The organism is Sphingomonas sp. PAMC26645 (genome assembly GCF_004795835.1).
GTDB lineage: Bacteria > Pseudomonadota > Alphaproteobacteria > Sphingomonadales > Sphingomonadaceae > Sphingomonas.
This window is the reverse complement of the sequence record NZ_CP039249.1, coordinates 1,315,342-1,339,626: the sequence shown is the minus strand read 5'-3', so window position 1 is coordinate 1,339,626 and position 24,285 is coordinate 1,315,342. Positions and strand designations below refer to the sequence as shown.

21 protein-coding genes and 1 tRNA gene are annotated in these 24,285 nt (G+C 67.6%); 16 read left to right on the top strand and 6 right to left on the bottom strand.

Going from position 1 to position 24,285, the window contains the following annotated elements; all coding sequences use genetic code 11:
• The first annotated feature begins 73 nt into the window (after positions 1-73).
• Both E5673_RS06210 and E5673_RS06205 read left to right on the top strand, forming a co-directional pair.
• A complete protein-coding gene (locus E5673_RS06210) occupies positions 74-997 on the top strand; it encodes an XdhC family protein (protein ID WP_136189341.1) in 924 nt (307 codons plus the stop codon).
• Entirely contained in the window at positions 984-1,601 is a 618-nt protein-coding gene (locus E5673_RS06205; RefSeq protein WP_133031643.1) for a nucleotidyltransferase family protein, read from the top strand. The genes E5673_RS06210 and E5673_RS06205 overlap by 14 nt, the downstream gene beginning before the upstream one ends.
• Here the strand turns inward: E5673_RS06205 and E5673_RS06200 are convergent.
• The 4 genes from E5673_RS06200 to E5673_RS06185 all read right to left on the bottom strand — a co-directional run bounded on the left by E5673_RS06200 (position 1,576) and on the right by E5673_RS06185 (position 6,529).
• Positions 1,576-2,784, bottom strand: a complete 1,209-nt coding sequence (locus E5673_RS06200; RefSeq protein ID WP_136189340.1) for an ABC transporter permease — start codon at positions 2,782-2,784, stop codon at positions 1,576-1,578. The genes E5673_RS06205 and E5673_RS06200 overlap by 26 nt on opposite strands.
• Before the next feature lie 163 nt (positions 2,785-2,947).
• The gene (locus E5673_RS06195) at positions 2,948-3,604 is read right to left on the bottom strand and encodes an ABC transporter ATP-binding protein (RefSeq protein ID WP_136191380.1); all 657 of its coding nucleotides are present in this window, start codon (positions 3,602-3,604) and stop codon (positions 2,948-2,950) included.
• Between the two features lie 70 nt (positions 3,605-3,674).
• The gene (locus tag E5673_RS06190) at positions 3,675-5,057 is read right to left on the bottom strand and encodes an efflux RND transporter periplasmic adaptor subunit (RefSeq protein ID WP_136189339.1); all 1,383 of its coding nucleotides are present in this window, start codon (positions 5,055-5,057) and stop codon (positions 3,675-3,677) included.
• Positions 5,057-6,529: an efflux transporter outer membrane subunit gene (locus tag E5673_RS06185; RefSeq protein ID WP_136189338.1), complete on the bottom strand. Its 1,473-nt coding sequence runs from the start codon at positions 6,527-6,529 to the stop codon at positions 5,057-5,059. Before E5673_RS06185 ends, E5673_RS06190 begins: the two co-directional genes overlap by 1 nt.
• Before the next feature lie 658 nt (positions 6,530-7,187).
• On the opposite strand from E5673_RS06185, the gene otsB reads away from it, so the two are divergent.
• Genes otsB through E5673_RS06170 form a run of 3 tightly spaced genes read left to right on the top strand, consistent with a single transcriptional unit; the run spans position 7,188 to position 11,145 of the window.
• Positions 7,188-7,967 carry a trehalose-phosphatase gene (gene otsB, locus E5673_RS06180; protein ID WP_247599608.1) on the top strand — a complete coding sequence of 260 codons (780 nt, stop codon included), beginning with the start codon at positions 7,188-7,190 and terminating at the stop codon, positions 7,965-7,967.
• On the top strand, positions 7,964-9,760 hold the full coding sequence (locus E5673_RS06175; protein ID WP_136189337.1) for a glycoside hydrolase family 15 protein: 1,797 nt from the start codon (positions 7,964-7,966) through the stop codon (positions 9,758-9,760). The genes otsB and E5673_RS06175 overlap by 4 nt, the downstream gene beginning before the upstream one ends.
• Complete coding sequence (locus E5673_RS06170; RefSeq protein ID WP_056060743.1) at positions 9,757-11,145, top strand: trehalose-6-phosphate synthase; 1,389 nt, start codon at positions 9,757-9,759, stop codon at positions 11,143-11,145. Before E5673_RS06175 ends, E5673_RS06170 begins: the two co-directional genes overlap by 4 nt.
• Positions 11,146-11,277: 132 nt before the next feature.
• Here E5673_RS06170 and E5673_RS06165 read toward each other — a convergent pair whose 3' ends face one another.
• Positions 11,278-12,351, bottom strand: a complete 1,074-nt coding sequence (locus E5673_RS06165) for a mechanosensitive ion channel domain-containing protein (RefSeq protein WP_168711577.1) — start codon at positions 12,349-12,351, stop codon at positions 11,278-11,280.
• A gap of 113 nt (positions 12,352-12,464) precedes the next feature.
• Between E5673_RS06165 and E5673_RS06160 the strand changes: the two genes are divergently transcribed.
• The 3 genes from E5673_RS06160 (at position 12,465) to E5673_RS06150 (ending at position 15,640) form a co-directional block, all read left to right on the top strand.
• Positions 12,465-13,205, top strand: a complete 741-nt coding sequence (locus tag E5673_RS06160; protein WP_136189335.1) for a phosphocholine cytidylyltransferase family protein — start codon at positions 12,465-12,467, stop codon at positions 13,203-13,205.
• A complete protein-coding gene (locus E5673_RS06155; RefSeq protein WP_136189334.1) occupies positions 13,202-14,317 on the top strand; it encodes a hypothetical protein in 1,116 nt (371 codons plus the stop codon). Before E5673_RS06160 ends, E5673_RS06155 begins: the two co-directional genes overlap by 4 nt.
• A 198-nt stretch (positions 14,318-14,515) precedes the next feature.
• Positions 14,516-15,640 (top strand): CDP-alcohol phosphatidyltransferase family protein, encoded by a 1,125-nt coding sequence (locus tag E5673_RS06150; RefSeq protein WP_136189333.1) that lies wholly within the window; start codon positions 14,516-14,518, stop codon positions 15,638-15,640.
• A gap of 137 nt (positions 15,641-15,777) precedes the next feature.
• Here the strand turns inward: E5673_RS06150 and asnB are convergent, their stop codons facing one another.
• Positions 15,778-17,706: an asparagine synthase (glutamine-hydrolyzing) gene (gene asnB, locus E5673_RS06145; RefSeq protein ID WP_247599607.1), complete on the bottom strand. Its 1,929-nt coding sequence runs from the start codon at positions 17,704-17,706 to the stop codon at positions 15,778-15,780.
• 114 nt (positions 17,707-17,820) lie between these two features.
• On the opposite strand from asnB, the gene E5673_RS06140 reads away from it, so the two are divergent.
• The 8 genes from E5673_RS06140 (at position 17,821) to E5673_RS06105 (ending at position 24,262) form a co-directional block, all read left to right on the top strand.
• Positions 17,821-19,173: a lipopolysaccharide biosynthesis protein gene (locus E5673_RS06140; protein ID WP_136189332.1), complete on the top strand. Its 1,353-nt coding sequence runs from the start codon at positions 17,821-17,823 to the stop codon at positions 19,171-19,173.
• Positions 19,174-19,259: 86 nt separating this feature from the next.
• Positions 19,260-19,721 carry a DUF2141 domain-containing protein gene (locus tag E5673_RS06135; RefSeq protein WP_136189331.1) on the top strand — a complete coding sequence of 154 codons (462 nt, stop codon included), beginning with the start codon at positions 19,260-19,262 and terminating at the stop codon, positions 19,719-19,721.
• 85 nt (positions 19,722-19,806) lie between these two features.
• The gene (locus tag E5673_RS06130; RefSeq protein WP_168711576.1) at positions 19,807-20,898 is read left to right on the top strand and encodes a diacylglycerol kinase family protein; all 1,092 of its coding nucleotides are present in this window, start codon (positions 19,807-19,809) and stop codon (positions 20,896-20,898) included.
• On the top strand, positions 20,895-21,803 hold the full coding sequence (locus E5673_RS06125) for a hypothetical protein (RefSeq protein WP_136189329.1): 909 nt from the start codon (positions 20,895-20,897) through the stop codon (positions 21,801-21,803). Before E5673_RS06130 ends, E5673_RS06125 begins: the two co-directional genes overlap by 4 nt.
• Entirely contained in the window at positions 21,800-22,564 is a 765-nt protein-coding gene (locus E5673_RS06120; protein WP_136189328.1) for a nucleotidyltransferase family protein, read from the top strand. Before E5673_RS06125 ends, E5673_RS06120 begins: the two co-directional genes overlap by 4 nt.
• Before the next feature lie 93 nt (positions 22,565-22,657).
• Positions 22,658-23,428: a 4-hydroxy-tetrahydrodipicolinate reductase gene (dapB, locus tag E5673_RS06115; protein WP_136189327.1), complete on the top strand. Its 771-nt coding sequence runs from the start codon at positions 22,658-22,660 to the stop codon at positions 23,426-23,428.
• Positions 23,429-23,432: 4 nt separating this feature from the next.
• Entirely contained in the window at positions 23,433-24,134 is a 702-nt protein-coding gene (nth, locus tag E5673_RS06110) for an endonuclease III (protein WP_136189326.1), read from the top strand.
• A gap of 51 nt (positions 24,135-24,185) precedes the next feature.
• Positions 24,186-24,262: transfer RNA gene (locus tag E5673_RS06105), tRNA-Arg, on the top strand.
• The last annotated feature ends 23 nt before the right edge of the window (positions 24,263-24,285 follow it).

Here is a 24,285-nt window from a genome sequence, read left to right as displayed (position 1 = left end):
TTGCGGCTGGCCCCCTCCACCAGCTGCGCTGGTCCCCCTCCCCGCGTGCGGGGAGGAATAGAAGAGAGACAACATGGCTGAAAACGATAGCGTGCTCGCTGCTGCGAAGACCTGGAAGGGCGAGAGGATGGCGATCGCTACGGTCGTCTCGACCTGGGGATCCGCGCCGCGGCCCAAGGGAAGCCATATGCTCGTCCATGCCGATGGTCGGTTCGAGGGATCGGTCTCCGGCGGGTGCGTCGAGAGCGACATCCTCGCCACCGCCGCCGAGGTGATCGCGGGGGCGCCGTTCCAGGTGCGCAACTACGGCGTGGCGGACGCCGCGGCGTGGGAAGTCGGGCTGCCGTGCGGCGGCGAGATCGCGGTGATGGTGCAGCCGGTTTCGGCCGAGGGGTTCGATCCCGAACTGTTCGACCGGATCGCCGATGCGCGCGACCAAGGCGATGCGCTGACCGTGACCACCGACCTTGTGACCGGGCACAGCGACGCGCGGCCGCTGGAGACGGGCGAGGTGTTCGTCAACCGCTACGATCCGCCGCGTTGGCTGCTGATCGTCGGCGCGGTGCAGATCGCGCAGGCGCTGGCGGGGCTCGCGCGCGAACTCGGGATCGAGACGGTCGTGATCGATCCGCGCGCGCGCTTCCTGACCGAGGAGCGGTTTCCGGGCGTGACGCTCGACGATCGCTGGCCCGACGAGGCGATCGCCGCGCTCCGCCCTGGCCCGTCGACCGCGGTCGTGACGCTGAGCCACGACATCAAGATCGACGACCCCGCGCTGATCGCCGCACTCGCAACCGATGCCGCGTATGTCGGCGCGCTCGGCAGCCGCAAGAGCCACGCGGCGCGGCGCGAGCGACTTGCTTCGGAGGGCGTTACGGCGGAGAACATCGACCGGATCGATGCGCCGGTCGGGCTCGACATCGGCGCGATCGGACCGTCGGAAATCGCGCTGTCAGTCGCGGCGGCGATGATAGGAGCGTTCAATGATCGCCGCTGAAAACGTCTTCCTCATCCTCCTCGCGGCTGGGCGCTCTGAGCGGTTCGGCATCCCCAACAAGCTCGAGGTGCCGTTCCTCAACAAGCCGCTGGGCATGCACGTCGTCACCGCGTTCGAGAACATTCCGTTCAAGCGGCGATTGGTGGTCACCGACGGTTGCAAGCTCGACTTCATCAGCCATCATTTCGAGGTGGTGCATAACGACGATCCGTCGTCGGGGATGTCGCAGTCGGTGAAGCTCGGCGTGCAGTGCGCCAAGGACGAGGGTGCGGAGGCGGTGCTGATCGCGCTGGCGGACATGCCGCGCGTGACCGCCGCGCATATCTACCGGATGCTCGATGCCGCCGACAGCGCGGACGCGGTGGTCGCGTCGAGCGATGGCGAGAAGCCCTCGCCCCCTGCCCTGTTCGGGCGCGAGCGGTTCGATTTCCTGCTGACGCTGGACGGCGATGCGGGTGCGCGCGATCTGGTGCAGGCGGGGCGGCACGTCGTCACCGCGCCGGCCGAACTGATCGATATCGACACGCCCGAGGATCTGGACCGGCTGCAGGCGCTGGTCCGTGATCCCAAGGCGGCGATCACTCGTGCCTTAACGCGTCGATAGGGTTCATCGCGGCCGCGCGCCGTGCCGGGAAATAGCCGAAGACGACGCCGATCACCGCGGAGATCGCGAACGCGAAGATGTTGATCTCGGGCACGAACAGCCACTGAACCTTGATCAGCGGCGCGATGATCGCGATCGCGGCCTGCGCGACGATCAGCCCGATGACACCGCCGAGGCACGACAGCGCGATGGCTTCAACGAGGAACTGCAGCAGCACCTCGCGCGCGACCGCGCCGATCGCGAGGCGGATGCCGATCTCGCGCGTGCGCTCGGTCACCGACACCAGCATGATATTCATGATGCCGATCCCGCCGACCACCAGGCTGATCCCGGCTACCGCGGCGACGATGCCCGTGAGCAGGGTCGTGGTACCGGTTAGCGTGTCCGAAATCTGCTTGGTGTCGAAGATGTTGAAGTCGTCGGGCTTGTCGCCGGTGATGGTGCGACGTTCGCGGAGCAGGTCGGTGATCCCGGCCTGGACGGTGCTGGTCGAGAAACGCTCGTCGACGCCGACCAGCATCAGGCGGATATCGCGGTTGCCGGTGAAGCGCCGCTGGACCGCCTTGATCGGCATGACCACGGTGTCGTCCTGATCGCCGCCGAACCCGGCCTGGCCGCGCGTGGTCAGCACGCCGATCACGTCGCAGCTGATCGGTCCGATACGGAACCGGTGGCCGACCGGATCGCCGCCGGGGAACAGGTTTTTCGAGACGGTATTGCCGATGATGCAGACCGCGGCACCGGCGCTTTCCTCGACCGGCGTCCAGCGGCGGCCCGCGGCGAGCGGCCATGGCTGGACCTGGAAGATGGCGTCGGTGGTGCCGTTGATCGTGGTCGACCAGTTGGCGCCTTCGTAGATCGCGGTGGCGGTCGCGCTGGCTTGCGGCGCGACCGCGGTGACGCCGGCGATCTGGTTGGCGATCGCGGCGACGTCCTCGGGCTTGAAGTCGGGCGGACGCGGGCCCCCGCCGCCACGACCGAAACCCTGGCCGGGGCGGACCTGGAGGATGTTGGTGCCGAGCGCGGAGATCGACTGCTGGACCGCGGCGGTGGTGGCCTTGCCGAGCGTGACCATCGTCACGACCGCGCCGACGCCGATGACGATGCCGAGGATGGTGAGGAACGACCGCAAGAGATGGCGGCGGATCGAGCGGAGCGCGAGGACTAGGGTTGTGCCGAACATTATCGCGTCGCTCCGGTATCGAGGACGCAGTCTTGCTGCTCCCCTTCCGCTTGCGGGAGGGGTCGGGGGAGGGGCTGACCAAACAGACCGGACGCCAGTACGTACGTCGCGCCCTCCCCTGACCCCTCCCGCAAGCGGGAGGGGAATGCTTCGCGGACGCCGCTCACGACTCCACCCTCTCACCTTGGCGGTGCTGGCTTTCGATGCGTTCTACCAGGCCGTCCTTGAAGTGGACCACCGTCCTGGCGAAGGCGGCCATGTCGGGTTCGTGCGTGACCATCAGGACCGTGATGTTCTTCTCTGCGTTAAGCCGCGTGAGGAGTTGCATGATCTCCACCGAGCGTTCGCTGTCGAGGTTGCCGGTCGGTTCGTCGGCGAGCAGTACGTCGGGGCTTGTCACCAGCGCGCGGGCGATCGCGACGCGCTGTTGCTGGCCGCCGGAGAGCTCGGCCGGGGTGTGATCCCACCAGTCCGCGAGGCCGACGGTGTCGAGGCTCGCCATCGCCGCATCCCTGCGCGCGCGCTTTTCATCGCCGCGGTAGAGCAAGGGTAGCTCGACATTCTCCAGCGCCGATGTGCGGCTGAGCAGGTTGAAGCCCTGGAACACGAAGCCGAGATATTTCCGGCGGAGCAGCGCGCGCTGATCGCGGTCGAGCGTCTCGACGTGATGACCGCGGAACAGGAATGTCCCGTCGCTCGGCACGTCGAGGCAGCCGAGGATGTTCATCGTCGTCGACTTGCCCGACCCCGACGGCCCCATCACCGCGACGAAATCGCCCGCCGCGATGTCGAGGTCGACGCCCTTGAGCGCCTGGAACATCGTCGCGCCCTGCCCGTACGTCTTGGTGACGCCGCGCAGGGAGATGAGCGGTTCGGCGGTGAGCGGCGCGTTACTGGCCACCGCCCCCACCCTTGCTCGCGCCGCCCGAGCGACGTGAGCCGCCGCTGCGCTTGGCGTCGTCGCCGCCGCTCGCCAACTGCCCGGTGATGACCTGCGCGCCGGGCTGGAGATTGCCCGACAGGACTTCGGTCATCGTGCCGTTGGTGTCGCCGGTGGTGATCTGCACGGGTTGCGGCGTGCCGTCTGCGCCCTTGACGTAGATCGTCTGCTGCGCGCCGCGAGCGACCGTCGCGGTGCGCTCCGCACCGCCGCCACGACGCGGACGGAAGGTCAGCGAGCCGGCGATACCGCCGCCTGCATCGCCGGACGCCGCGGTCGGCTTGAAGCGCAACGCGGCGTTGGGGACGAGCAGGACGTTGCGCTTGTCCGACGTCACGATGTCCGCGGTCGCGGTCATGCCGGGGCGCAGCGTCAGCGACTGATTACCCACCGTCAGGTCGGCCGCGTACGAGACGACCTGCCCAGTGGTCGAGGTCGCGGTGGTCGAGGTCGACGAGGTGGCCGAGCTGACGGTCAGGTTCGAGCCGAGATCGACGCGGCTGATCGTCGCGGGGAAGGTCTGGCCGGGGAACGCATCGACCGTGAAGCTGGCCTTCTGGCCGATCTTGACCTCGCCGACGTCGGCTTCGTCGATCGCGACCTCGAGCTTCATCTTGGTGAGGTCTTCGGCGATCACGAACAGCGTTGGGGTGTTGAACGACGAGGCGACGGTCTGGCCGGGATCGATCTGGCGCGCGAGCACCACGCCGGTGACGGGCGACCGGATGATCGCACGGGCGCGCTGCGTCTGGTTCTGCGCGAGCAGCGCGCGGCTGGCGACGACGTTGGCTTCGGCGACCTTCTGCGCCGCGACGGCGCGCGCGTAATCGGCGCGGCCGGTCTGGAGCTCGGTCTTCGACGGCACGCGACCACCCGACAGGCGCGAGACCTCTTCGAGGCGGTTCAGCTGTGCGCGCGATTCGGCGACGGTGGCCTGTGCCTGCGCGACCTGCGCCTGGTTCGCCGCGAGCTGTGCGCTGGTCTGGCGGATCTGGTCGTCGAGCTGTTCTGGGTCGATCAGCGCGAGCGGTTGCCCTGCGGTGACGCGGTCGTTGACGTCGACGACGACCTTGGTGACGAGACCCGACAGCTGCGAACCGACCGTGACCTGCGTGGTCGGCGCGAGCTTGCCGGTTGCCGAGACGCTGACGGTCAGGTTACCGCGCTGGGCGGCCTGCGTCGAATATTGCGTCTGCTCCTTCGCGCCAAAGCACTTCGCGAGCAGGAGGCACAGCAGGACCACGCCGACCGCGATCACGACCCACTTCACATAGCGTTTCCAGGGGGCCTGCGGCTTTACGCCGAGGAAGTCGTCGATCGATGCGTCGGCCATCAGCGTGCCTCTGGATTGGATATGGGCGCTTGCGGGATCACGGTGGAGTCCCAGCCGCCGCCGAGTGCGGCATAGAGTGCGATCAACGCGGTGGCGGCGTCGGCGCGCGCCTGCGTGGCGCCGTTGCGCGCGGACAGGAGCGCGGTTTCCTGCTGGTTGAGCGTGGTGAAATCGGTGAGGCCGGTGCGATACTGGCTGCGGCTGAGGATCGCGGAATTGTTCGATGCGTCGAGCGCGATCGCGAATTGCCGCTCGCGTTCCTGCGCGGTCTGGAGCGCCACGACGGCGTTCTCGACATCTTCGAGCGCGGTGAGGACGGTGGACTTGTAGAGCGCGAGCGCGCCGTCGGCGGCGGCTTCGCTGGTGCGGACCTGGCTGCGCAAACGGCCGCCGTTGAAGATCGCCTGGGTCAGGCCGGCGAACAGGCTGCCGGTGATCGCGTCGCCGATGTTGCCGATCGAGGTCGCGTTGGTGTTCAAATTGCCGGTGATCGCGAGCGCGGGGTAGAGTTGCGCCTTGGCCACGCCGATCCGCGCGGTGGCGGCGGCGAGCGCGCGTTCGGCGGAGCGAATGTCGGGACGCTGGCGGAGCGTGTCGGCGGGAATGCCGACGCCAACCGCGGCGGGGCCGGTCGGGATCGCCTTCGCGGGCGCCATCAGTGGGCGGAGCGCGCCGGGGGCCTGGCCGGTCAGCACGCCGATCCGCGCGACGGCGGCGGCGTATTGCTGGTCGAGGCTCGGGATCGTCGCGGCGGTCTGTGCGCGCTGGGCCCGCGCCTGTTCGGCGTCGACGCTGGAGACAAGCCCGGCCTGGACGCGGAAGCCGGCGATCTCGAGATTGTCGTCCTGGATCGCGAGCGAGGCGCGGGCGTTGGCGAGCTGCTGCTGGTACGAGCGGGCGAGGACGTAGTTGCGCGCGACCTCGCTTTCGACCGAGATCAGCACGGTGGCGTAGTCGTAGCCCGACGCGGCGTAGTCGGCGCGGCTTGCCTCGACGGTGCGGCGGATCTCGCCGAAGACGCCGACCTGGTAGCTGGCGCTGGCGCCGACCGTGAAGCTGTTGGCACCGCCGCCGCCGGTATCGATGACGGTGCCGTCGGGCAGCGTGAACGAGCGCCCGCCGCCGCGGACATTCTCGTTGCGTTGATAGCCGGCCGAGCCGTTGACCGTCGGGAGCAGCGACGCGCGGTTCTGGAGCAGGCTTTCGCGGGCCTGGCGGAGCCGGGCTACCGACTGTGCGATGTCGAGATTGGCGGCGGCGGCCTGCTCGACGAGCTGGCCGAGGACGGGGTCGTCGAACTTCTGCCACCAGCGGGTGAGGTCTTCGGGCTTGGCCTCGGGAGTGACCGAATAGGCGTCGGGGATGCCCAGCTCTGCCGCGGCCTTGGGGTGGTAGTCCGGGCCGACGGTGCAGCCGGCTAGCAGGACGGCCGCGGAGACGGGTGCGATGAGGAGGGCGCGGACGCGGGACATGGGCGGCAGGCATGACCAAGCGGCTGGGGCTAGTCCAGCGGTTTTGTGTCGCGAGGTGTCGCAGGTGGGGTGGATTGGCGGGGTCTCTGTTTTGGGATCGGTGTCGATACGCGATTGCCGCGTGGCCATCTCCAGACACTGAAGTGCCCCCCGCATAAACTTTCGTCATCCTCGCGAAGGCGGGGATCCAGATGCTCGAGCGTCAGCGAGCTTGCGGTAAGGCCTGCCGATATGGGTTCCCGCCTCCGCGGGAATGACGGGAGAAGATCTGGGTCCGCATCCGCCACACACCACCACCCCGGCGAAGGCCGGGGCCCAATTGGGCGGACCGGGCTGATGAATGACTGTGGGCTATTACAACTGCCTTTCCTATTGGGCCCCGGCCTCCGCCGGGGTGGTGGTGGGTGCGGTGACGTGAATGATGAAAGATTATGCCACGCCCCCCCCCAACCTTCTCGCTCTGCCTCTACTTTCTTGTTCCCCCGCGGAGGCGGGGGCCAGGGTTACGGGCGCCGTGCTGCTGGATCCTGGGCTCCCACCTTCGCGGGAGAACAGGAAGGGTGGTCGCGCTAACCAAGCCCCCACCCCGAAATTCGAACCGCACCCGTTCCAATTTTGCAGTGCAGCGGAACGGAGCGGTGGCGCTAGGGGTTCAGGGATGATGCTAGCCGAACGCCAGCCCGCGACTGATGTCCTCGCGCCGCCTCTTGCCGTGCCCGACGCCGTGAGCCTGTTCTTCGATTTCGACGGGACGCTCGTCGACTTAGCCGCAACGCCGGATGCGGTTGTGGTGAGCCAGATGCTGCTCGATACACTCGATACGCTCGCCGAGCGCTTCCCCGGGCGCGTGGCGATCATCAGCGGGCGGGCGATCGCGCAGCTCGACGCGATGCTCGGTCGCCACGCGCATTTGTTCGCGGTCGCGGGCAGCCATGGGGCCGAGACGCGCACGCCGGATGGCGGTCATGTCGCCGCTGAGCGCCCCGCCTCGCTCGAAGCCGCCGCCGCCTCGTTTCGCGACTTCGCCGACGCCAATGGCCTCGTCTACGAAGCCAAGAGCCTTGGCGCCGGGTTGCATTACCGGATGGCGCCGGACTTCGAACCCGCTGCCGTTCGCCTCGCCGAAGACCTCGCCCTCACGCACGGCCTCACGCTCCAGCGGGGCAAGATGATGGTCGAACTGCGCACCCCCGGCGACAAGGGTGCCGCGCTCCGCAAACTGATCGATGCCCCGGCAATGGTGGGCAGCGTGCCGTATTTCTTTGGCGACGACGTCACCGACGAGGACGGATTCGAAGCCGCGCGCGACCTTGGCGGGGCGGGCGTGCTGATCGGCGAGCAACGGCCTACCGCCGCAACCTACCGCCTGAACGACGTTGCCGCACTTCGCGTCTGGATTGCTGCCATATTGGAAACACCCAAGTTGGAAACACGATGACCGCACCTACCCAAAAAGCCGACATGAACCTGTGGCCGATCGGCAATTGCCAGGTCTCCGCGTTGATCGACAAGACCGGCACGTTCGTCTGGGGCTGCGTGCCCCGCGTCGACGGCGACCCGGCGTTCTGCGCGCTGCTCGGCGGCGATGCGCCCAGGACCGGGTTCTGGGCGATCGAACTGGAGGGCGGTGCGAAAACCACGCAGGCCTATATCCGCAACACGCCGATCCTAGTCACCCGTCATGAGGACGAGGCGGGCAACGCGGTCGAGGTGATCGATTTCTGCCCGCGCTTCGTGCGCGAGGGGCGGACCTATCGCCCGACCAGCTTCGTCCGGATCGTCAAGCCGGTCGCGGGCTCGCCGCGCATTCGCGTTAGGATGCGGGTCGCGACGAACTGGGGGAAGCCGACCGAGCACACGCAGGGTTCGAACCACATCCGTTTCCTGATGGACGACCAGACGCTGCGGCTGACCACCGATGCGCCGGTCGGGCATATCGTCGGCGAGAACTGGTTCCGGCTCGAACGCCAGATGCACCTGTTCCTCGGCCCCGACGAGAGTTTCGCGGGCGTGCTGCACGAGGCGGCGGAGGCGATGCTGTCGCGGACCAAGGACGAGTGGCGGCACTGGGTGCGTGGACTCGCGACGCCGGTCGAGTGGCAGGATGTCGTCATCCGCGCGGCGATCACGCTGAAGCTGTGCCAGCACGAGGAGACCGGCGCGATCGTCGCCGCGCTCACCACCTCAATCCCCGAGCATGAGGGGTCGGAGCGCAACTGGGACTATCGCTACTGCTGGATCCGCGACGCCTATTATACCGTGCAGGCGCTCAACCGGCTGGGCGCGCTCGACGTGCTCGAAGGGTATCTCGAATATCTGCGCAACATCGTCGATGCGTCGAAGGGCGGCCATGTCCAACCGCTCTACGGCGTCGGCGGCGAGGCGACGCTGATCGAGCGGATCGAGAGCGACCTGCCCGGCTATCGCGGGATGGGCCCGGTGCGCGTTGGCAACCAGGCGTACGAGCAGATCCAGCATGACGCGTACGGCCAGATCATCCTGTCCGACGTGCAGGCGTTCTTCGACAAGCGATTGTTCCGGATGTCGAGCGAGGAGGACTTCAAGAGCCTCGAACTGGTCGGCGACCGCGCGTGGGAGACGTACGACAAGCCCGATGCTGGCCTGTGGGAGCTGCGCACCAAGGCGCACGTCCACACCTACTCCGCGGCGATGTGCTGGGCGGCGTGCGATCGGCTCGCGAACGCCGCCGAGGTGCTTGGGCTCGAGGATCGTCGGACGTTCTGGGAAGAGCGCGCGAACACCATTCGCACGACGATCGAGCAATCGGCGTGGCGCGAGGATACGCAGCGTATCTCGGCGACGTTCGGTGGCGACGATCTCGACGCGAGCCTGATCCAGCTGCTCGACCTGCGCTTTTTCGCACCCGACGATCCGCGGTTCCAGTCGACGCTGAAGGCTGTCGAGGAAGGGCTGCGGCGTGGTAGCCACATGCTGCGCTATGCGACCGAGGACGATTTCGGCCTGCCGCACACCGCGTTCAACGTCTGCACGTTCTGGCTGATCGAGGCGCTGCATGCGACCGGCCGCACCGCCGACGCACGCGCGCTGTTCTGCGAGATGGTCGCGCGGCGGACACCTGCCGGACTGCTGTCGGAGGATATCGACCCGTATACCGGCGAGCTGTGGGGCAATTATCCGCAAACCTATTCGCTGGTGGGGCTGATCAACTGCGCGGTCCTGCTCAGCAAGCCGTGGAGTGCCGTCCGATGAGCCGCCTCGTCGTCATCTCGAACCGCGTCCAGTCGGTCGACGCACCCTCGGGCAACCAGGGTGGCCTCGCGGTCGCGCTGCTCGCCGCCCTGCGCGAAAAGGGCGGCGTGTGGTTCGGCTGGTCGGGTTCGACCACCGAGACCTTCACCGGGCACATCAATTTCCAGCAGGGCAAGGGCGTCACCACCGCGACGATCGACCTCGAAGAGCAGGATTTCGACGAATATTACAACGGCTATGCGAACCGCACGCTGTGGCCGCTGTTCCATTACCGGATCGACCTGACCGAGTTCGAGCGCGACTTCTCCAGCGGCTACGCGCGCGTCAACAAGCGGTTCGCGGAGACGGTGCTGCCGTTGATCGAGCCCGAGGATCTGGTGTGGGTCCACGACTATCATCACGTCCCACTCGGCCAGGAACTGCGCAAGCTCGGCGTCGAGAACAAGATCGGGTTCTTCCTCCACATTCCGTGGCCGCCGATGGCGATGCTGCTGTCGCTGCCGAGCCACCGCGCGCTGGTCGAATCGATGTTCGCGTACGACGTGATCGGGTTCCAGACGCAGGACTGGCTCGACAGCTTCCTGCATTACGTCACGAGCCAGCTCGACGGCGTGGTCGGCGAGGATGGCTGGGTGACGGTCGGCGACCGCACGATCAAGGCGATCACGACCCCGATCGGGATCGAGACCGCCGACTTCGAAAAGTCGGCGAACAGCGACGCGGCGCGGCATGCCAAGGAGCGGATGTACATGTCCGCAACCGGGCGCAGCCTGATCGTCGGGGTCGACCGGCTCGATTATTCGAAGGGGCTCGCGGAGCGGTTCGCGGGCTACGAGCGCTTCCTCGGGTCGCATCCGGATCGGCGCGGGCTGGTCTACATGCTGCAGATCGCGCCGCCGAGCCGCGAGAAGGTCGATACGTATCAGGAGATCCGCGCGAACCTCGATTCGATGTCGGGGCGGATCAACGGCGAATATTCGGACATCGACTGGACGCCGATCCGCTACGTCAACCAAGGCTTTCCGCGCGATGTGCTGGCGGGGATCTACCGTGCGGCACGTGTCGGGCTGGTGACGCCTTTGCGCGACGGGATGAACCTTGTCGCGAAGGAATATGTGGCGGCGCAGGATCCCGAGGATCCGGGCGTGCTGGTGCTGTCGCACTTCGCGGGCGCGGCGACGCAGTTGAAGGACGCGGTGCTGGTCAATCCGTACAGCCCCGAGGAAATGTCCGACGCCATCGACCGGGCGCTGAAGATGCCTCTCGCCGAGCGGAAAGCGCGGTGGGAGAAGCTGATCGACAACGTCCGCAAGGAGGACGTGATGTGGTGGTGCGAGCTGTTCATCACCGCGCTAGAGGCTGTGCCGGAGCACGTCGAGGCGTAGCTAAGAATCCTCCCCCGCCAGGGGGAGGTGGCTGGCACTTGCCAGACGGAGGGGGAGGACACGGAACGCACGTGGCGCGTGCCTCCCCCTCCGTCGCCTTCGGCGCCACCTCCCCCTGGCGGGGGAGGATTCTTAGGTCCGCGTTACCGGATCCGCCGCCATCAGCAGGCGGTTGCGCGGGATCGCCTCGGGCATCTCCTCCCGGATATACTTCAACAACGCTTCCCGCACGTCACAGCGCAGATCGAACGCGATCGCCGCATCCTTAGCGGTCATCAGCCCGCGCAATTCGATGCAGTCCGTCTTCACGTCGGTCACCTGAAGGTTGTAGAACCTCTTGTCCCAACGCGGGTTCGAGGTGACGATCTCGCCCAGCTTCTCCCGCAGGCGCGGCACATCCGCGGACGGATCGAGATACCAGAACACCGACCCCATCAGCTGGCTCGTCTCGCGCGTCCAGTTCTGGAAGCTCTGTTCGAGGAACTTCGACACCGGCACCACGAGGCGGCGCTCGTCCCAGATCTTGATGACCACGAACGTCAGGTTGATCTGCTCGACCCGCCCCCATTCGCCGTCGACGATCAGCACGTCGTCGATCCGGATCGGCTCGGTGAACGCCATCTGCACGCCGGCGATGAGATTTTTCAGCGCAGGCTGCGCGGCGGCGCCGACGACGAGGCCGGCGATACCTGCCGACGCCATCAGCGTGACGCCGATCGAGCGGATGCCGGGCACGCTGAGCAGCATCAGGCAGACGCTGACGAAGATGATGAAGAACGTCCCGATGCGTCCGAGGATCGCCGCGCGGGTACGCTTGCGGCGGGCGCGGAGATTGTCCTCGACCGAGATGTCGGCGCGGATCTCGATGACGTCCTGGAACGCGCGCAGCGCCGCGACCGCGAGCCAGCCTAGCAACCCGGGGACGAGGAAGCCGAGCAACTGTTTCCACAGATCCTCGATGTCGTTGTCCATCGGCAGGATTCGCGAGACGAACGCGACCGCGACCGAGACGAACACCGCGCGCAACGGGCGGCGGACGCGGGCGAGGACGAGGCCGTCGGTCTTGGCGGTCGAGCGACGCTGGGCGTGGCCGCCGATCCGCATCGTCAGCCAGTGCGCGACTAGCGCGACGAGGACGGCCGCCGAGACGACGGCGACGCTCTCCAGCCAGACCCATTCGGGGGGTATGTGGAGCGATCTGAACATGCGCATCTTAGCGCAACGGCCGGGTGGGCATGCGAGTTCCGCTGCAGTGCAGCATAATCGCGCGATACATAGCAGCTTTTTTCCTGCCACACTTCGTGCGTAAGTCCGCGCCCATGAAGGCCATCATCCTTGCTGCCGGTCACGGATCGCGACTGCTGCCGTTGACGCTGACGACGCCGAAATGCCTCGTGCAGGTCGGTGGCCGCGCGATCCTGGATCATCAGCTCGACGCGGTGGCGGAGGCCGGGTTCGAGGGGGCGGTGATCGTCGGCGGCTACCGGATCGAGCAGGTCGCGGCGCATCTGGCGGCGCGCGACGGTGCCGTACCCACTGAGCTCGTGTTCAATCCGTTCTGGGCGATCGCCAACAGCATTGGCAGCGTCTGGGCGGCACGCGGATATTTGGAAGCGCCGTTCGCGCTGATGAACGGCGACACGCTGTTCGATGCGGCCATTTTGCGCGCGGCGCTTGCGGATCGGGAGCCCGGCGTGAAGCTGGTCATCGAGCCGCTGGTTACGCCGGGGCTCGATGACATGCTGGTCGAGGCGGACGGCGACGCTGTCGTCGCGGTCGGCAAGCATCTGGTCGGGCACCAGGCGACCGATCGATCGCTCGGGCTGATCGTGTCGACCGGCGGCGGCGCGTATGCCGAGGCGTTGCGCGCGGTAATCGGCGAGGAGGATGGTATCCACGCCTATCATCATGCGGTCGTCCGCCGCGTCGCGGAGACCGTCGGCGTCCGCCCGGTGCGGATCGCAGGGAATGTCCGCTGGCAGGAGATCGACCGGCCGGAGGACATCGCGCTGTGGCAGCACGATCATGACGCGCCTGCGGAGAGTTTTTCGGGATCATGACCGGGAAAGTCGCGTTCCTGTTTCTCGGCGAGACGCTGCTGATCCCGCATCTCTATCCGATCGTCGAGGGACTGGCCGCGAGGTCGGACGTGCCGATCGAGTTGTGGGTCAGCACGTCGGTGCACGAGACGTTGCTGACGCGGTGGACGGCGCGCTTCCCTACCGTCCGCATTCGGCGCGCGCCGGGGTTTCGCGTGGTTGCGGACGATGGGACCGGGCGCAATCCGGTGCTGCCGTCGAAGATGCCGATGCTGCTGCGATTGCTGCCGTATCTGCGCAGCGCGACCGTCGTCGTGTGTGCCGAGCAGACGAGCCTGTGGCTGCCGCGGCTGTTTCCGATGCGCGCGAAGTTCGTGAAAACCTCGCACGGGGTCGGTTCGATGAGCGCGCGCGACGATCCGCGGCGGCGGGCGGCGGCGTTGACTCTGGTGCCGAGCGAGTTGGAGCGGCGGACCTATCTCGACCGGGGGTTTGCGCCCGAGCGGTTCGTCGCGACGGGCTATGTGAAGGCCGACTTCACGCACCGGACGCACGCCGCGCCGCCGTTCGCGGATACGCGGCCGGTCGTCCTGTATACGCCGCATTGGCAGCAGCATCGCTCGTCCTGGTGGCGATGGGGGGCGGAGGTGGTGCGGCGGCTGGTCGCGGACGGGCGCTACAATCTGATCTTCGCGCCGCATCAGCGACTGGTCGAGCGCGCGCCCGAGGTGGCGGATCTGATGCGCGAGATAGGCGACTTGCCGCATGTGCACTGCGACATCGATGGGTTCGCGATGGTCGACGGGAGCTATACCGGCGTCACGGACGTGTATCTGGGCGATACGTCGAGCCAGGTGATCGAGTTTCTCATGCGGCCGCGGCCTTGCGTGTTCTTGAATGCGGGGGGGGCTGCTTGGGCGGGCGATCCGAATTACGCGATGTGGGCTTGTGGGGAGGTGGTTGGCGACGTTGCGGATGTGGTGGCGGCGGTGGATCGGTCGGCTTTGAGGCACGCGGAATATGCGCGAGTGCAGGCGGACTTCGCCGCACGGTCGCTTGGGGCGGTCGAGGGAGGCGCAGCGCGTGCCGTGGGGGAGATCGTTCGATTGCTGGAAGCTGCGCCCGCCCGCTAAACCCCCACCACCCCGGCGAAGGCCGGGGCCCAGTTGGAACGTCCTGAGTAACTGCGCGCAATCCCATATTAGCGACGTCCCCCAACTGGGCCCCGGCCTCCGCCGGGGTGGTGGACTTGGGTAGCGCTCTCTCCTTCGCCGTACGCTCTCGCCCCCACCCCTCTCGCTTTCACGACCAGATCGGGTAACGGGTGCGGCATGGTAGATTCGACAGCCCCTACGCCAGCGCTCCGGACCGTCCGGGCGAACGACACGCTGCTCTGGGGCATGACCAATGCCGAGCGGATCCGGCGGATCGGCGTCGCGCAGGGTCTGGCCACCGACGGCGACGGGGACACCGGCCCGGTGATCCTCGCCAACCTCGCCTATGCGTTCGACCCGATGTGGATCGCGTATCTAAAGACGCGGCCGGGCACCGTCGTGACTCGCACCGGCGTGCCCGTGCTCGCGCATGTCCGGGATGCCGACGAGCGTGCGCGGATGACCGCGGCGATGCTCGGCGAGGCGCCGCTGGTGACCGGGCTGACGGTGATCGCCGCCGAGGCCGAGGAAGGCATCTTCAACGAGGCGTTGCGCAAACGCGAGCGGCCGTTCGCGGAATTGCTGACCCCCGCGGCGGTGCCGGCCATCGAGCGTGCGAGCTATGTCGGCGCGTACAAGGGCGTCACCGACCTGCTGACCAAGTATCTGTGGCCGGAATGGGCGCTGGCGATCACGCGGGTCTGCGCGCGCGCCGGGATCACGCCGAACCAGGTGACCGCGCTCGGATCGGTGCTGTGCATCGTTGCAACCGTGGCGTTCTGGTATGGCTGGTTCTGGACGGGCCTCGCTACTGGGCTCGTGTTCATGGTGCTCGATACCGTCGACGGGAAGCTCGCCCGGTGCACGATCACCTCGTCGAAGCTTGGGAATGCGTGGGACCACGGAGTCGACCTGGTGCATCCGCCGTTCTGGTGGTGGGCCTGGGCGGCGGGGTGCGCGCCATATGGGCGACCGCTTGAGGACGGCGTGTTCTGGGCGGTGATCGGGACGATGCTGTTCGGCTATGTCGCGCAGCGGCTGATCGAGGGGGCGTTCATCGTTCGGTTCGGGATGCATATCCATGTGTGGGAGCGGTTCGACAGCTGGTTCCGGCTGATCACCGCGCGGCGCAATCCGAACATGGTGATCCTGTTCGCGGGGCTGCTGGTGACGCGGCCGGACTGGGGGATCGTCGGGGTCGCCGCGTGGACTGCGATCTCGTTGGTGGTGCATCTGGTAAGGCTGGTGCAGGCGATGGTGCGCAAGGCCAAGGGTGAGACGCTGACGAGTTGGCTGGCGTAAAGCTCTCCCTACAATCCTCCCCCGCAAGGGGGAGGTGGCACCGCAGGTGACGGAGGGGGAGGACACACAACATCGGTGATCGTGTGCCTCCCCCTCCGACTGGCAAGGGCCAGCCACCTCCCCCTTGCGGGGGAGGATCAGGAGATGCGCAAGGCTTTGGGCCGGCCGATCCACCAGAGGCAGTAGATCGCCAGCGCGTACAGGAAGCGGCTGTGGTCGCGCTTGCCCGCGCGATGATCGGCGAACACCTTGTCGACCGCGGCGGCACGCCAGATGCCCTGCTCGCGGACGCCGCTGTCGCGCCAGAGTTGCTCCGCATACGCACCGAAATCGCCGGCGAACCACGCGGCAAGCGGCATCTGGAAGCCCTGTTTGCGGCGATCGAGGATCCCTTCCGGCAACCACGGCGCGATGGCCTGGCGGATGACGTATTTGCCGATTTTGCCGTGCAGCTTCATGTCGGCGGGCATCGACAGCGCGAGGTCGACCATGCCCTGCCCCAGCATCGGCACGCGCACCTCTAAAGAATGCGCCATGCTCGCGCGGTCGACCTTGGTGAGCATCGCGCCGGGGAGGTTGAGCGCGAGGTCCGCCAACCCGAACTGTTCGAGCGTGTCGGTCGAGATCGCATCGGGATCGGGGAAGTATTCCGCGACCAGTGCGGCGATCCCGCCCTCCTCCTCGGCGATGAACTCAGCCGAGAAGATTTCGCGACGGAACGCTTCGTTCGTGATCTGCGTCTTGGCGAAAAACCGCGCGATGCCGTTCGGGAGTGCGGCGCTGCCGGTGGTCTTCCGCCAGCGTTGCAGCACTGCATTGGCGTGACGCGAGGGCAAGGTCGGCACCGCGTCGAGCGCCCGCGCCAGTCGACGCAGCGGCGCCGGCAGCGCGCCGATCCGCCGCTCGGTCGCATGACGCTTATACCCGAAGAACAGTTCGTCGCCGCCATCGCCCGACAGCGCGACCTTGACCTCCTGCGCGGCGATCTGGCTGACATACCAGGTCGGCACCGCGGACGGGTCGGCGAACGGCTCATCGTAACAATGCTGGACCTCGGGGAGCATCGCCTGCGCATCCGCCAGTTCCAGCGTGCGCGTGACGTGGTGGCAGCCGAGATGCCGCGCGATCGCCTCGGCATGCGGCGATTCGTCGAAGCGCGGGTCGGGGAAGCCGATCGTGAAGGTGCGCACCGGCCGATCCGAGACCTGCGCCATCGCCGCGACCACCGCGGACGAATCCACGCCGCCCGACAGGAATGCGCCGACATCGACATCCGCCACCATCTGCTTGCCGATCGTGTCGAGCCACTCGTCGCGGAAACGCTCGATCCACTGCGCCTCGGACCGGGGTTCAGAGGGATGATAGGCCGGCGTCCAATAGGCGCGCATCGTCGGCGGACCGCTCGCCTCGACGGTCATCACGTGGCCCGGCGGCAGCGTGCGGACCTGCGCATAGATCGAGCGCGGGGTGCGAATATGGCCGAAGCTGAAATAATCGTGGAGTGCACGCCGATCGACATCGAACGCCATGCCCGGCAGCAGCGTCAGCGTCTTCAGTTCGGAGCCGAACGCTAACCCGGCGCCCTGGTCGGTATAATAGAGCGGCTTGATCCCGATCGGATCGCGCGCCAGCGTCAGGCGACGGGCGTGCGTATCCCACACCGCGACCGCGAACATCCCGTCGAGCCTTGCCCAGACGTCGTCGCCCCAGCGTTCATAGCCGGCGAGGATGACCTCGGTATCGCCCGCGCTCTCGAACACGCGGCCCAGCGCCTGCAACTCGCGGCGCAATTCGCGGAAATTGTAGATCTCGCCGTTGAAGACGAGCGCATAGCGGTGGTCGGGCGAATGGAACGGCTGGTGGCCGCCCTCGATGTCGATGATGCTGAGCCGGCGCATCCCGAAGCCGAAATCGCCATCGGTCATCACGCCCTGGTCGTCGGGTCCGCGGTGCAGGATCGTGTCGCACTGCGCGGTAACGAGGCGGGGCGAGACGACACCGCCACCTCGTGCGTAAAGGCCGGCAATTCCGCAGATGACGAACGATCCCTCGCATGACGGCAGCACCGCCGCCCGATCGCGCGGTCTAGGAGCCGACCGCCGCTTTGTCACCTCCGGGCCACCCTAGTACCGCCGGGCATCTTGCCGCCCTCGCCATCGCGCTCTAGGGGCCGGTCGCAGATGGTTCAGGACCCCGCGCCCATTCCGGTTACCACCGGCTCGACCGGGATTTTCCGGGCGGCGGCGCGCAACCTCGGCTGGCTGCTCGCCAGTCGCAGCGTGCTGGCGATCCTGTCGCTGTTCTATCTCGGGTTCGCGACACGCACGCTGGGGGTGGTCGATTTCGGCCGGTTCGCGCTGATCTCGGGAGCCGCGCAGGCGCTGGCGACCTTCGTCGGCTTCCAGACGTGGCAGATTATCGTCCAATACGGCGTCGAGCCGATCCAGCACGGCGACACGCCCCGGCTCGCGCGGCTGCTCCGGTTGTCGGCGATCCTCGACATGTGCAGCGCACTGGTCGGCGCCGCGCTGACCGTGGCGATCCTGTTCGCGTGGAGCGACGGGTTCGGCATTCCGCCCGACCTGATGCGCGACACGCTGATGTTCGCGGTGGTGCAGCTGATCACGATCCGATCGACCCCGCTCGGCATCCTGCGGCTCCGCGACAAATTCTCGTTGTCGGCGGTGGCGGACAGCATGACGCCGATCATGCGCTTCGTCGGCGCGGGCGCGGCGATGATCTTCGAACCGACGATCCGCGGCTTCATGCTCGCCTGGGCGGTCGCCGAGATCGTCACCGCCGCGACCTATTGGATCATGGTCGCGAAAAGCGGTGACCTGCGCCTGCTCGCGAGCGGCCGGGGCAGCTGGCAGCAGGTACGTGATGAAAATCCCGGCATCGTCCGCTTTTCGCTCAGCACCAACGCGAGTGCGACATTGGGCCTGTCGAGCAAGCAGATCCCGCTACTGCTGGTCGGCGCGTCGATCGGCCCGGCCGCGGCGGGTGCGTTCCGGCTGGCGACTCAACTGGCGCAGGCGCTGGCGAAACTGTCGCAGATGCTGTCGCGCGCCGCCTTCCCCGAGATCGTCCGCGCAGTGCGCACTGCCGAGCCGTCGCGCCTGCGCCGCATCCTGATCCGGACGATGCTGGCCAGCACGGCTGCTGCACTCGTCATCCTCGCCATCGTCGCGCTGGTCGGCGAGCCGATCCTGAAGGTCGTCGGCGGCAAGTCGTTCGTCGGCGCGTACCCGGTGCTGTTGTGGCTCGCCGCCGCCGGGTGCTTCGACCTCGCCACCGTCAGCCTCGACACGGTGATGACCGCGCTGCACCGCGCCGGCACGGTGTTCGCGATTCGCGCGGTCGGGGTGCTGTTGCTGTTCGTCACCGCGTTCGCGCTGATGCCGACCTATGATTCGACCGGAGTCGCAGCCGCGGTCGCGGTCGGTTCGGTCGCGGTGGCGATCCTGCTCGGATTCGCCGCCGCGCGGATGACGCGTACGCCCTCCGCGCCGCAGGCGATCGACGGAGCGTAGCGCGCGAACGACGAACGCCCCGTTCGCGTCGCAAATGTCATCTGGGCGCCGCGCTCCGGCCATCTTTTCCGCGCTTAAGTCCTGTCATGAAGACTGTGGTTTCCCTTAGCCTGGGCGCGGCGGCGCTGCTGATGCCCGTCTCGGCGCAGGCTGCCGAGGCGTGCGAGGGCACGCCCGGCGGCGGCAACGCCAAGCTGATCGTCGAGGCAACGGCGATGCACAACGCCGTCGGCGAGGTCGCGTTCACCGTCTATCCCGATGACAAGAAACGGTTTTTGGCGAAGGGCGGCAAGCTGGCGCGGGCGCGCGTGGCGGCAAGCAGCCCGAGGGCGTGCTTCTGGCTGAAGCCCGGTCACTATGCGGTCGCGCAATATCACGACGAGAATAGCGACCATGATTTCAACCGGACGCTGTTCGCGCCGAAAGAGGGATTCGGCTTTTCCAACGATGCGCCGACCTCGATCGGGTTGCCGTCTTTCGAAGCAGCACGCACGGCCTTGGCCCCATCCGGGACCGTCGTGCGTATGAAAATGCGGTATCGCCGGTGATCCCAAATCCGCTGGTCGAAGCGGAACGGAAATCTTCCTGACACAAATTTGTAGCGGTTATGTACCGCGACGGGTATCTTATATCGTGGCCGATGCTGTTTCGAACTTCCATGCCTTTGGCGGGCACCCTCTTTCGCCACCGGCGCCGCCGGCGTGGCTGCCCGAAGGCGTGTTCGATCCGTCGGCATCCGAGCGGTACGGCGTGAGTCCGCGCGACGCGGCGGCGAAGATCCGTACCGGCATCATCTGCAACCCGAAAAGCCACCGCAACCGCAGCAGCGTCGAGGCGACCAAGCCGTTCCTGTCCGGGACGGTGCTGGCCGTGACGCCGCGCACGCAGGCCGAACTCGCCGAAGTGCTGACCGATTTTGCGCGTCACGGCATCGAACTGCTGGTGATCGACGGCGGCGACGGCACGATCCGCGACGTGATGACCGCGGCTGCGCGAGTCTGGACCGGTGCCGCGCCGCGCGTGGCGATCGTGCCGTCGGGCAAGACCAACGCGCTCGCGCTCGATCTCGGCATTCCTGACGACTGGACGCTCGACCAGGCGCTGACCGCGGCGCGCGCCGGCAACGTCAAGATTCGCAGCCCGATCGAGGTCGTCCGCAAGGATACCGGTGCGCGGTTGCACGGCTTCCTGCTGGGTGCGGGTGCGTTCGTCGATGCCACCGCGCTGGCTCAGCGCACGCATCGCGCGGGCGCCTTCAACGGCGTCGCGGTCGGTCTCGCGCTGTGCTGGGCGATCCTCCAGACGCTGTTCGGGGGCGCGAACAGTTCGTGGCGCGCCGGCAACCGGATGCGGATCCGTTTCGAGTCGCGCGGCGACGAAGGCGTTCATGCCGCGGGTCGGAATACGGACAGCGATCGCGCCCGCTACATCCTTCTCGCGTCGACGCTGAAGCGGATGCCGATTGGGATACGACCTTTCGGCGTGCCGCGCGCGGGACTGAAGACCTTGCTGGTCGATGCGCCGCCGCGCTGGCTGGCCGCCGCGACGCCGCTGATCGTCGCCGGTTCGCCGGCCGCGTGGCTTGATCGTGCGGGGTATCACCGGATCGATTCGCCGAGCTTCGACCTGTCGATGGACTCGGGCTTCATCCTCGACGGCGAAGTCTATCCGGGCGGCGACCTGACCATCCGCGAGGCACGCGCGCTGCGTTTCGTCGTTCCGTGATCACTCTCGGCGACGTCGTCCGCCGCCAGTTGCACGTCCCGACCATCGCCGCCGTCCGTGACGTCGCGGCGATACTCGCAGGGGATGCGCCCGAAACCGCGGCGGTTCTGTTCTACGGTTCCAACCTGCGCACCGGCGAGACCGAGGGCGTGCTCGACTTCTACGTGCTGACCGCCGGCCCGCCCGAGCGGGGCCTGTGGCCGACCGTCAGCTACCGCGAGTTCGACCTCCACGGCGAGACGTTGCGCGCGAAGATCGCGACGATGCGAATGGCTACCTTCGCGAAGGCGGCCGCCGCGCAGACGCTCGACACGACGATCTGGACGCGTTTCGTCCAACCCTCCGCGCTTGTCTGGGTCCGCGATCCCGCCACCGCTACGAAGGTCGCAGTGGCGATCGGCGATGCGGCGAAGTCCGCCGCACGCTTTGCCGCCGCGCTCGGACCAGAGTCGGGTACCGCCGACGATTATTGGCGGGCGCTGTTCCGCCAGACCTATGCCGCCGAACTCCGCGTCGAGCGCAAGGGTCGCGAGGGCCAGATCCTCGGCTTCGATCCGGGTCGCTACGCCGAACTCCTGCCGCTTGCCTGGACCGCCGACGGGATTGCCTATCGCGACGAAGCCGGCATGTTGAAACCCGACCTGTCGCCAGCGCGACGAAACGCGTTGCTGCGCGCGTGGGGCCGTCGCCGACGTGCGGGCAAGCCGCTCAACGTCGCACGATTGGTGCGGGCGGCGTTCACCTTCGAAGGGGCCGCGCGCTACGGTGTGTGGAAGGTCGAGCGGCATACCGGCGTCGCGGTGCCGCTGACGCCGTGGCGCGAAAAGCATCCGATCCTCGCCGCGCCGGGCGTGTTCTGGCGGGTCTGGCGGGCGCGTGCGCAAACCGGGCCGAAGACGGTATGAGCGCGGACGTGCGAGGCTTCAACGCGCTGATCCTCGCCGGCTCACGCGGCGGCGTCGATCCGGTCGCGGCCTATGCGGGCGTGTCGCACAAGGCGTTGATCGTGCTCGACGGCGCGACGTTGCTGGCCCGCGTCGCGCAGGCTTTGCGAGAAGCCGGCGCGCGTACGATCGCCGTATCGGTCTCCGACGACGCGGTCCGTGCCGCGGCATATGCGCTCGGCCTCATCGTGCTCGACGCGGCATCCGGTCCCAGCCGCAGCGTCCGCGACGGCATCGAAGCGCTCGGCGCGCCCCTGCTGGTCACGACCGCCGATCATGCGCTGTTACAGCCCGAATGGGTGACGCGCTTCCTCGCCGACGTCCCCGCACAGGCCGATGTCGGTGCCCTGCTCGCACGCCAGGACGTCATCGAGGCCGCTGCGCCGGGCACGCGCCGCACCTATCTGCGCTTTGCCGACGGGGCGTGGTCGGGGTGCAACCTGTTCTACTTCGCAACGCCGCGCTCGGTCGCCGCACTCGATCTCTGGGCGCAGGTCGAGGCGGACCGCAAGCGACCATGGCGGATCGTTCGGCGGCTCGGGATCGGCACGCTGCTCCGGTATCTGTCGGGTCGTCTGACGCTGGTCGCGGCGATCGCGCATCTCGGTCGCCTCGCCGGCCTCGACGCAACCGCCATCGCCAGCCCGTTCGGCCTGGCCGCGGTCGACGTCGACAAGCCCGCCGATCTCGACCTCGTCCGGACGCTCGTCGAAAAGGCTTGAGCCGCCAACCGCCTGCGCCAATTCCACGAAGAAATGCCTCGGCCTGCCGTTCGCCCCTGTTTCCGAAGGCCGGGTTGGTGCAAAGCGCCGCGCATGCAAACGCTCGCGCCCCAACCCGCCTCATCCGCCATCACGACGACCTCGATCGGCATCTATGGTAGCGCAGGACGCATGGGCCGCGCGATCGTCGAGGCGATCGAGGCGGCCGGCGCATCGCTCGCCGGCGGCGTCGATGCGCGCGAGGACCCGAACCCGCTCGCCCGAACCGCCGACGTGCTGGTCGATTTTTCGACGCCCTCCGCGGTCGAGGCGCATCTCGCCGCCGCGCGCGCCGCTGGTACCGCTATCGTCATCGGTACGACCGGCCTGTCGCCGCAGCACCAGTCGATGATCGACGACGCGGCCAAGGATATCGCGATCCTGCAGACCGGCAACACCTCGCTCGGTGTTACGCTGCTCGGCATCCTCGTCCGCGAGGCGGCCACGCGTCTCGGGTCCGACTGGGACGTCGAGATCGTCGAGATGCACCACAAGCACAAGGTTGACGCGCCGTCGGGCACCGCGCTGCTGCTCGGCGACGCGGCTGCGAAGGGCCGCGGCACGACGCTCGCCGAACTCCGCGTCGACAGCCGCGCGGGCCTCGTCGGCGCGCGCACCGAGGGCACGATCGGCTTTGCGTCACTGCGCGGCGGATCGGTGATCGGCGACCATAGCGTGATCTTCGCGGGCGAAGGCGAGCGGATCGAACTCAACCACCGCGGCGACGATCGCTCGATCTTCGCGCGCGGTGCGGTGCGTGCGGCGATCTGGCTCGCTGGGCAGCCCGCCGGACGCTACCGGATGGGCGACGTGCTCGGGCTGTAAGGGCGTGAAGAAGGCCGACGTCATCGAGTTCTACGCGCGTCTGGCGGAAGCCGATCCGCACCCCGAGACCGAGCTGAAATTCGTCAATCCGTACACGCTGGTCGTCGCGGTCGCGTTGTCGGCGCAGGCGACGGACGTCGGCGTCAACAAGGCGACGCGCGCGCTGTTCCGCGAGGTCGACACGCCCGAGAAGATGGTCGCGCTCGGGCTCGACGAGCTGAAGCGGCACATCAAGACGATCGGGCTGTTCAATACCAAGGCGAAGAACGTCATCGCGCTATCGCAGATGCTGATCGACGACTATGGCGGCGAGGTCCCCAACGACCGCGCCGCACTCGAACGCCTGCCCGGCGTGGGTCGCAAGACCGCGAATGTGGTCCTCAACGTTGCGTTCGGTGCGGAGACGTTCGCCGTCGACACGCATATCTTCCGCGTCGGCAACCGCACCGGCCTCGCCCGCGGCAAGACCCCGCTCGCGGTCGAACTGAAGCTCGACAAGGCCACCCCGCAACCGTTCCGCCTGCACGCGCATCACTGGCTGATCCTGCACGGCCGCTACGTCTGCAAGGCGCGGACGCCCGAATGCTGGCGGTGCATCGTCAGCGATCTGTGCGCGTACAAACCCAAGACCCCGCCGCCTAAGGGTAGATCGCTTGCAGGCTCGGCTCCCCAGGCGGACCCCGATCCGGCAACCGGCGAGGCCTGATCGCGAAAACGTCTGGCGCACCCCGGTTTGCTTTGCTAGGCGGACCGTCCGGCACCCGTAGCTCAGCTGGATAGAGCGCTGCCCTCCGAAGGCAGAGGCCACTGGTTCGAATCCAGTCGGGTGCACCAAACTTCAATTCGAGGTCAGCCAG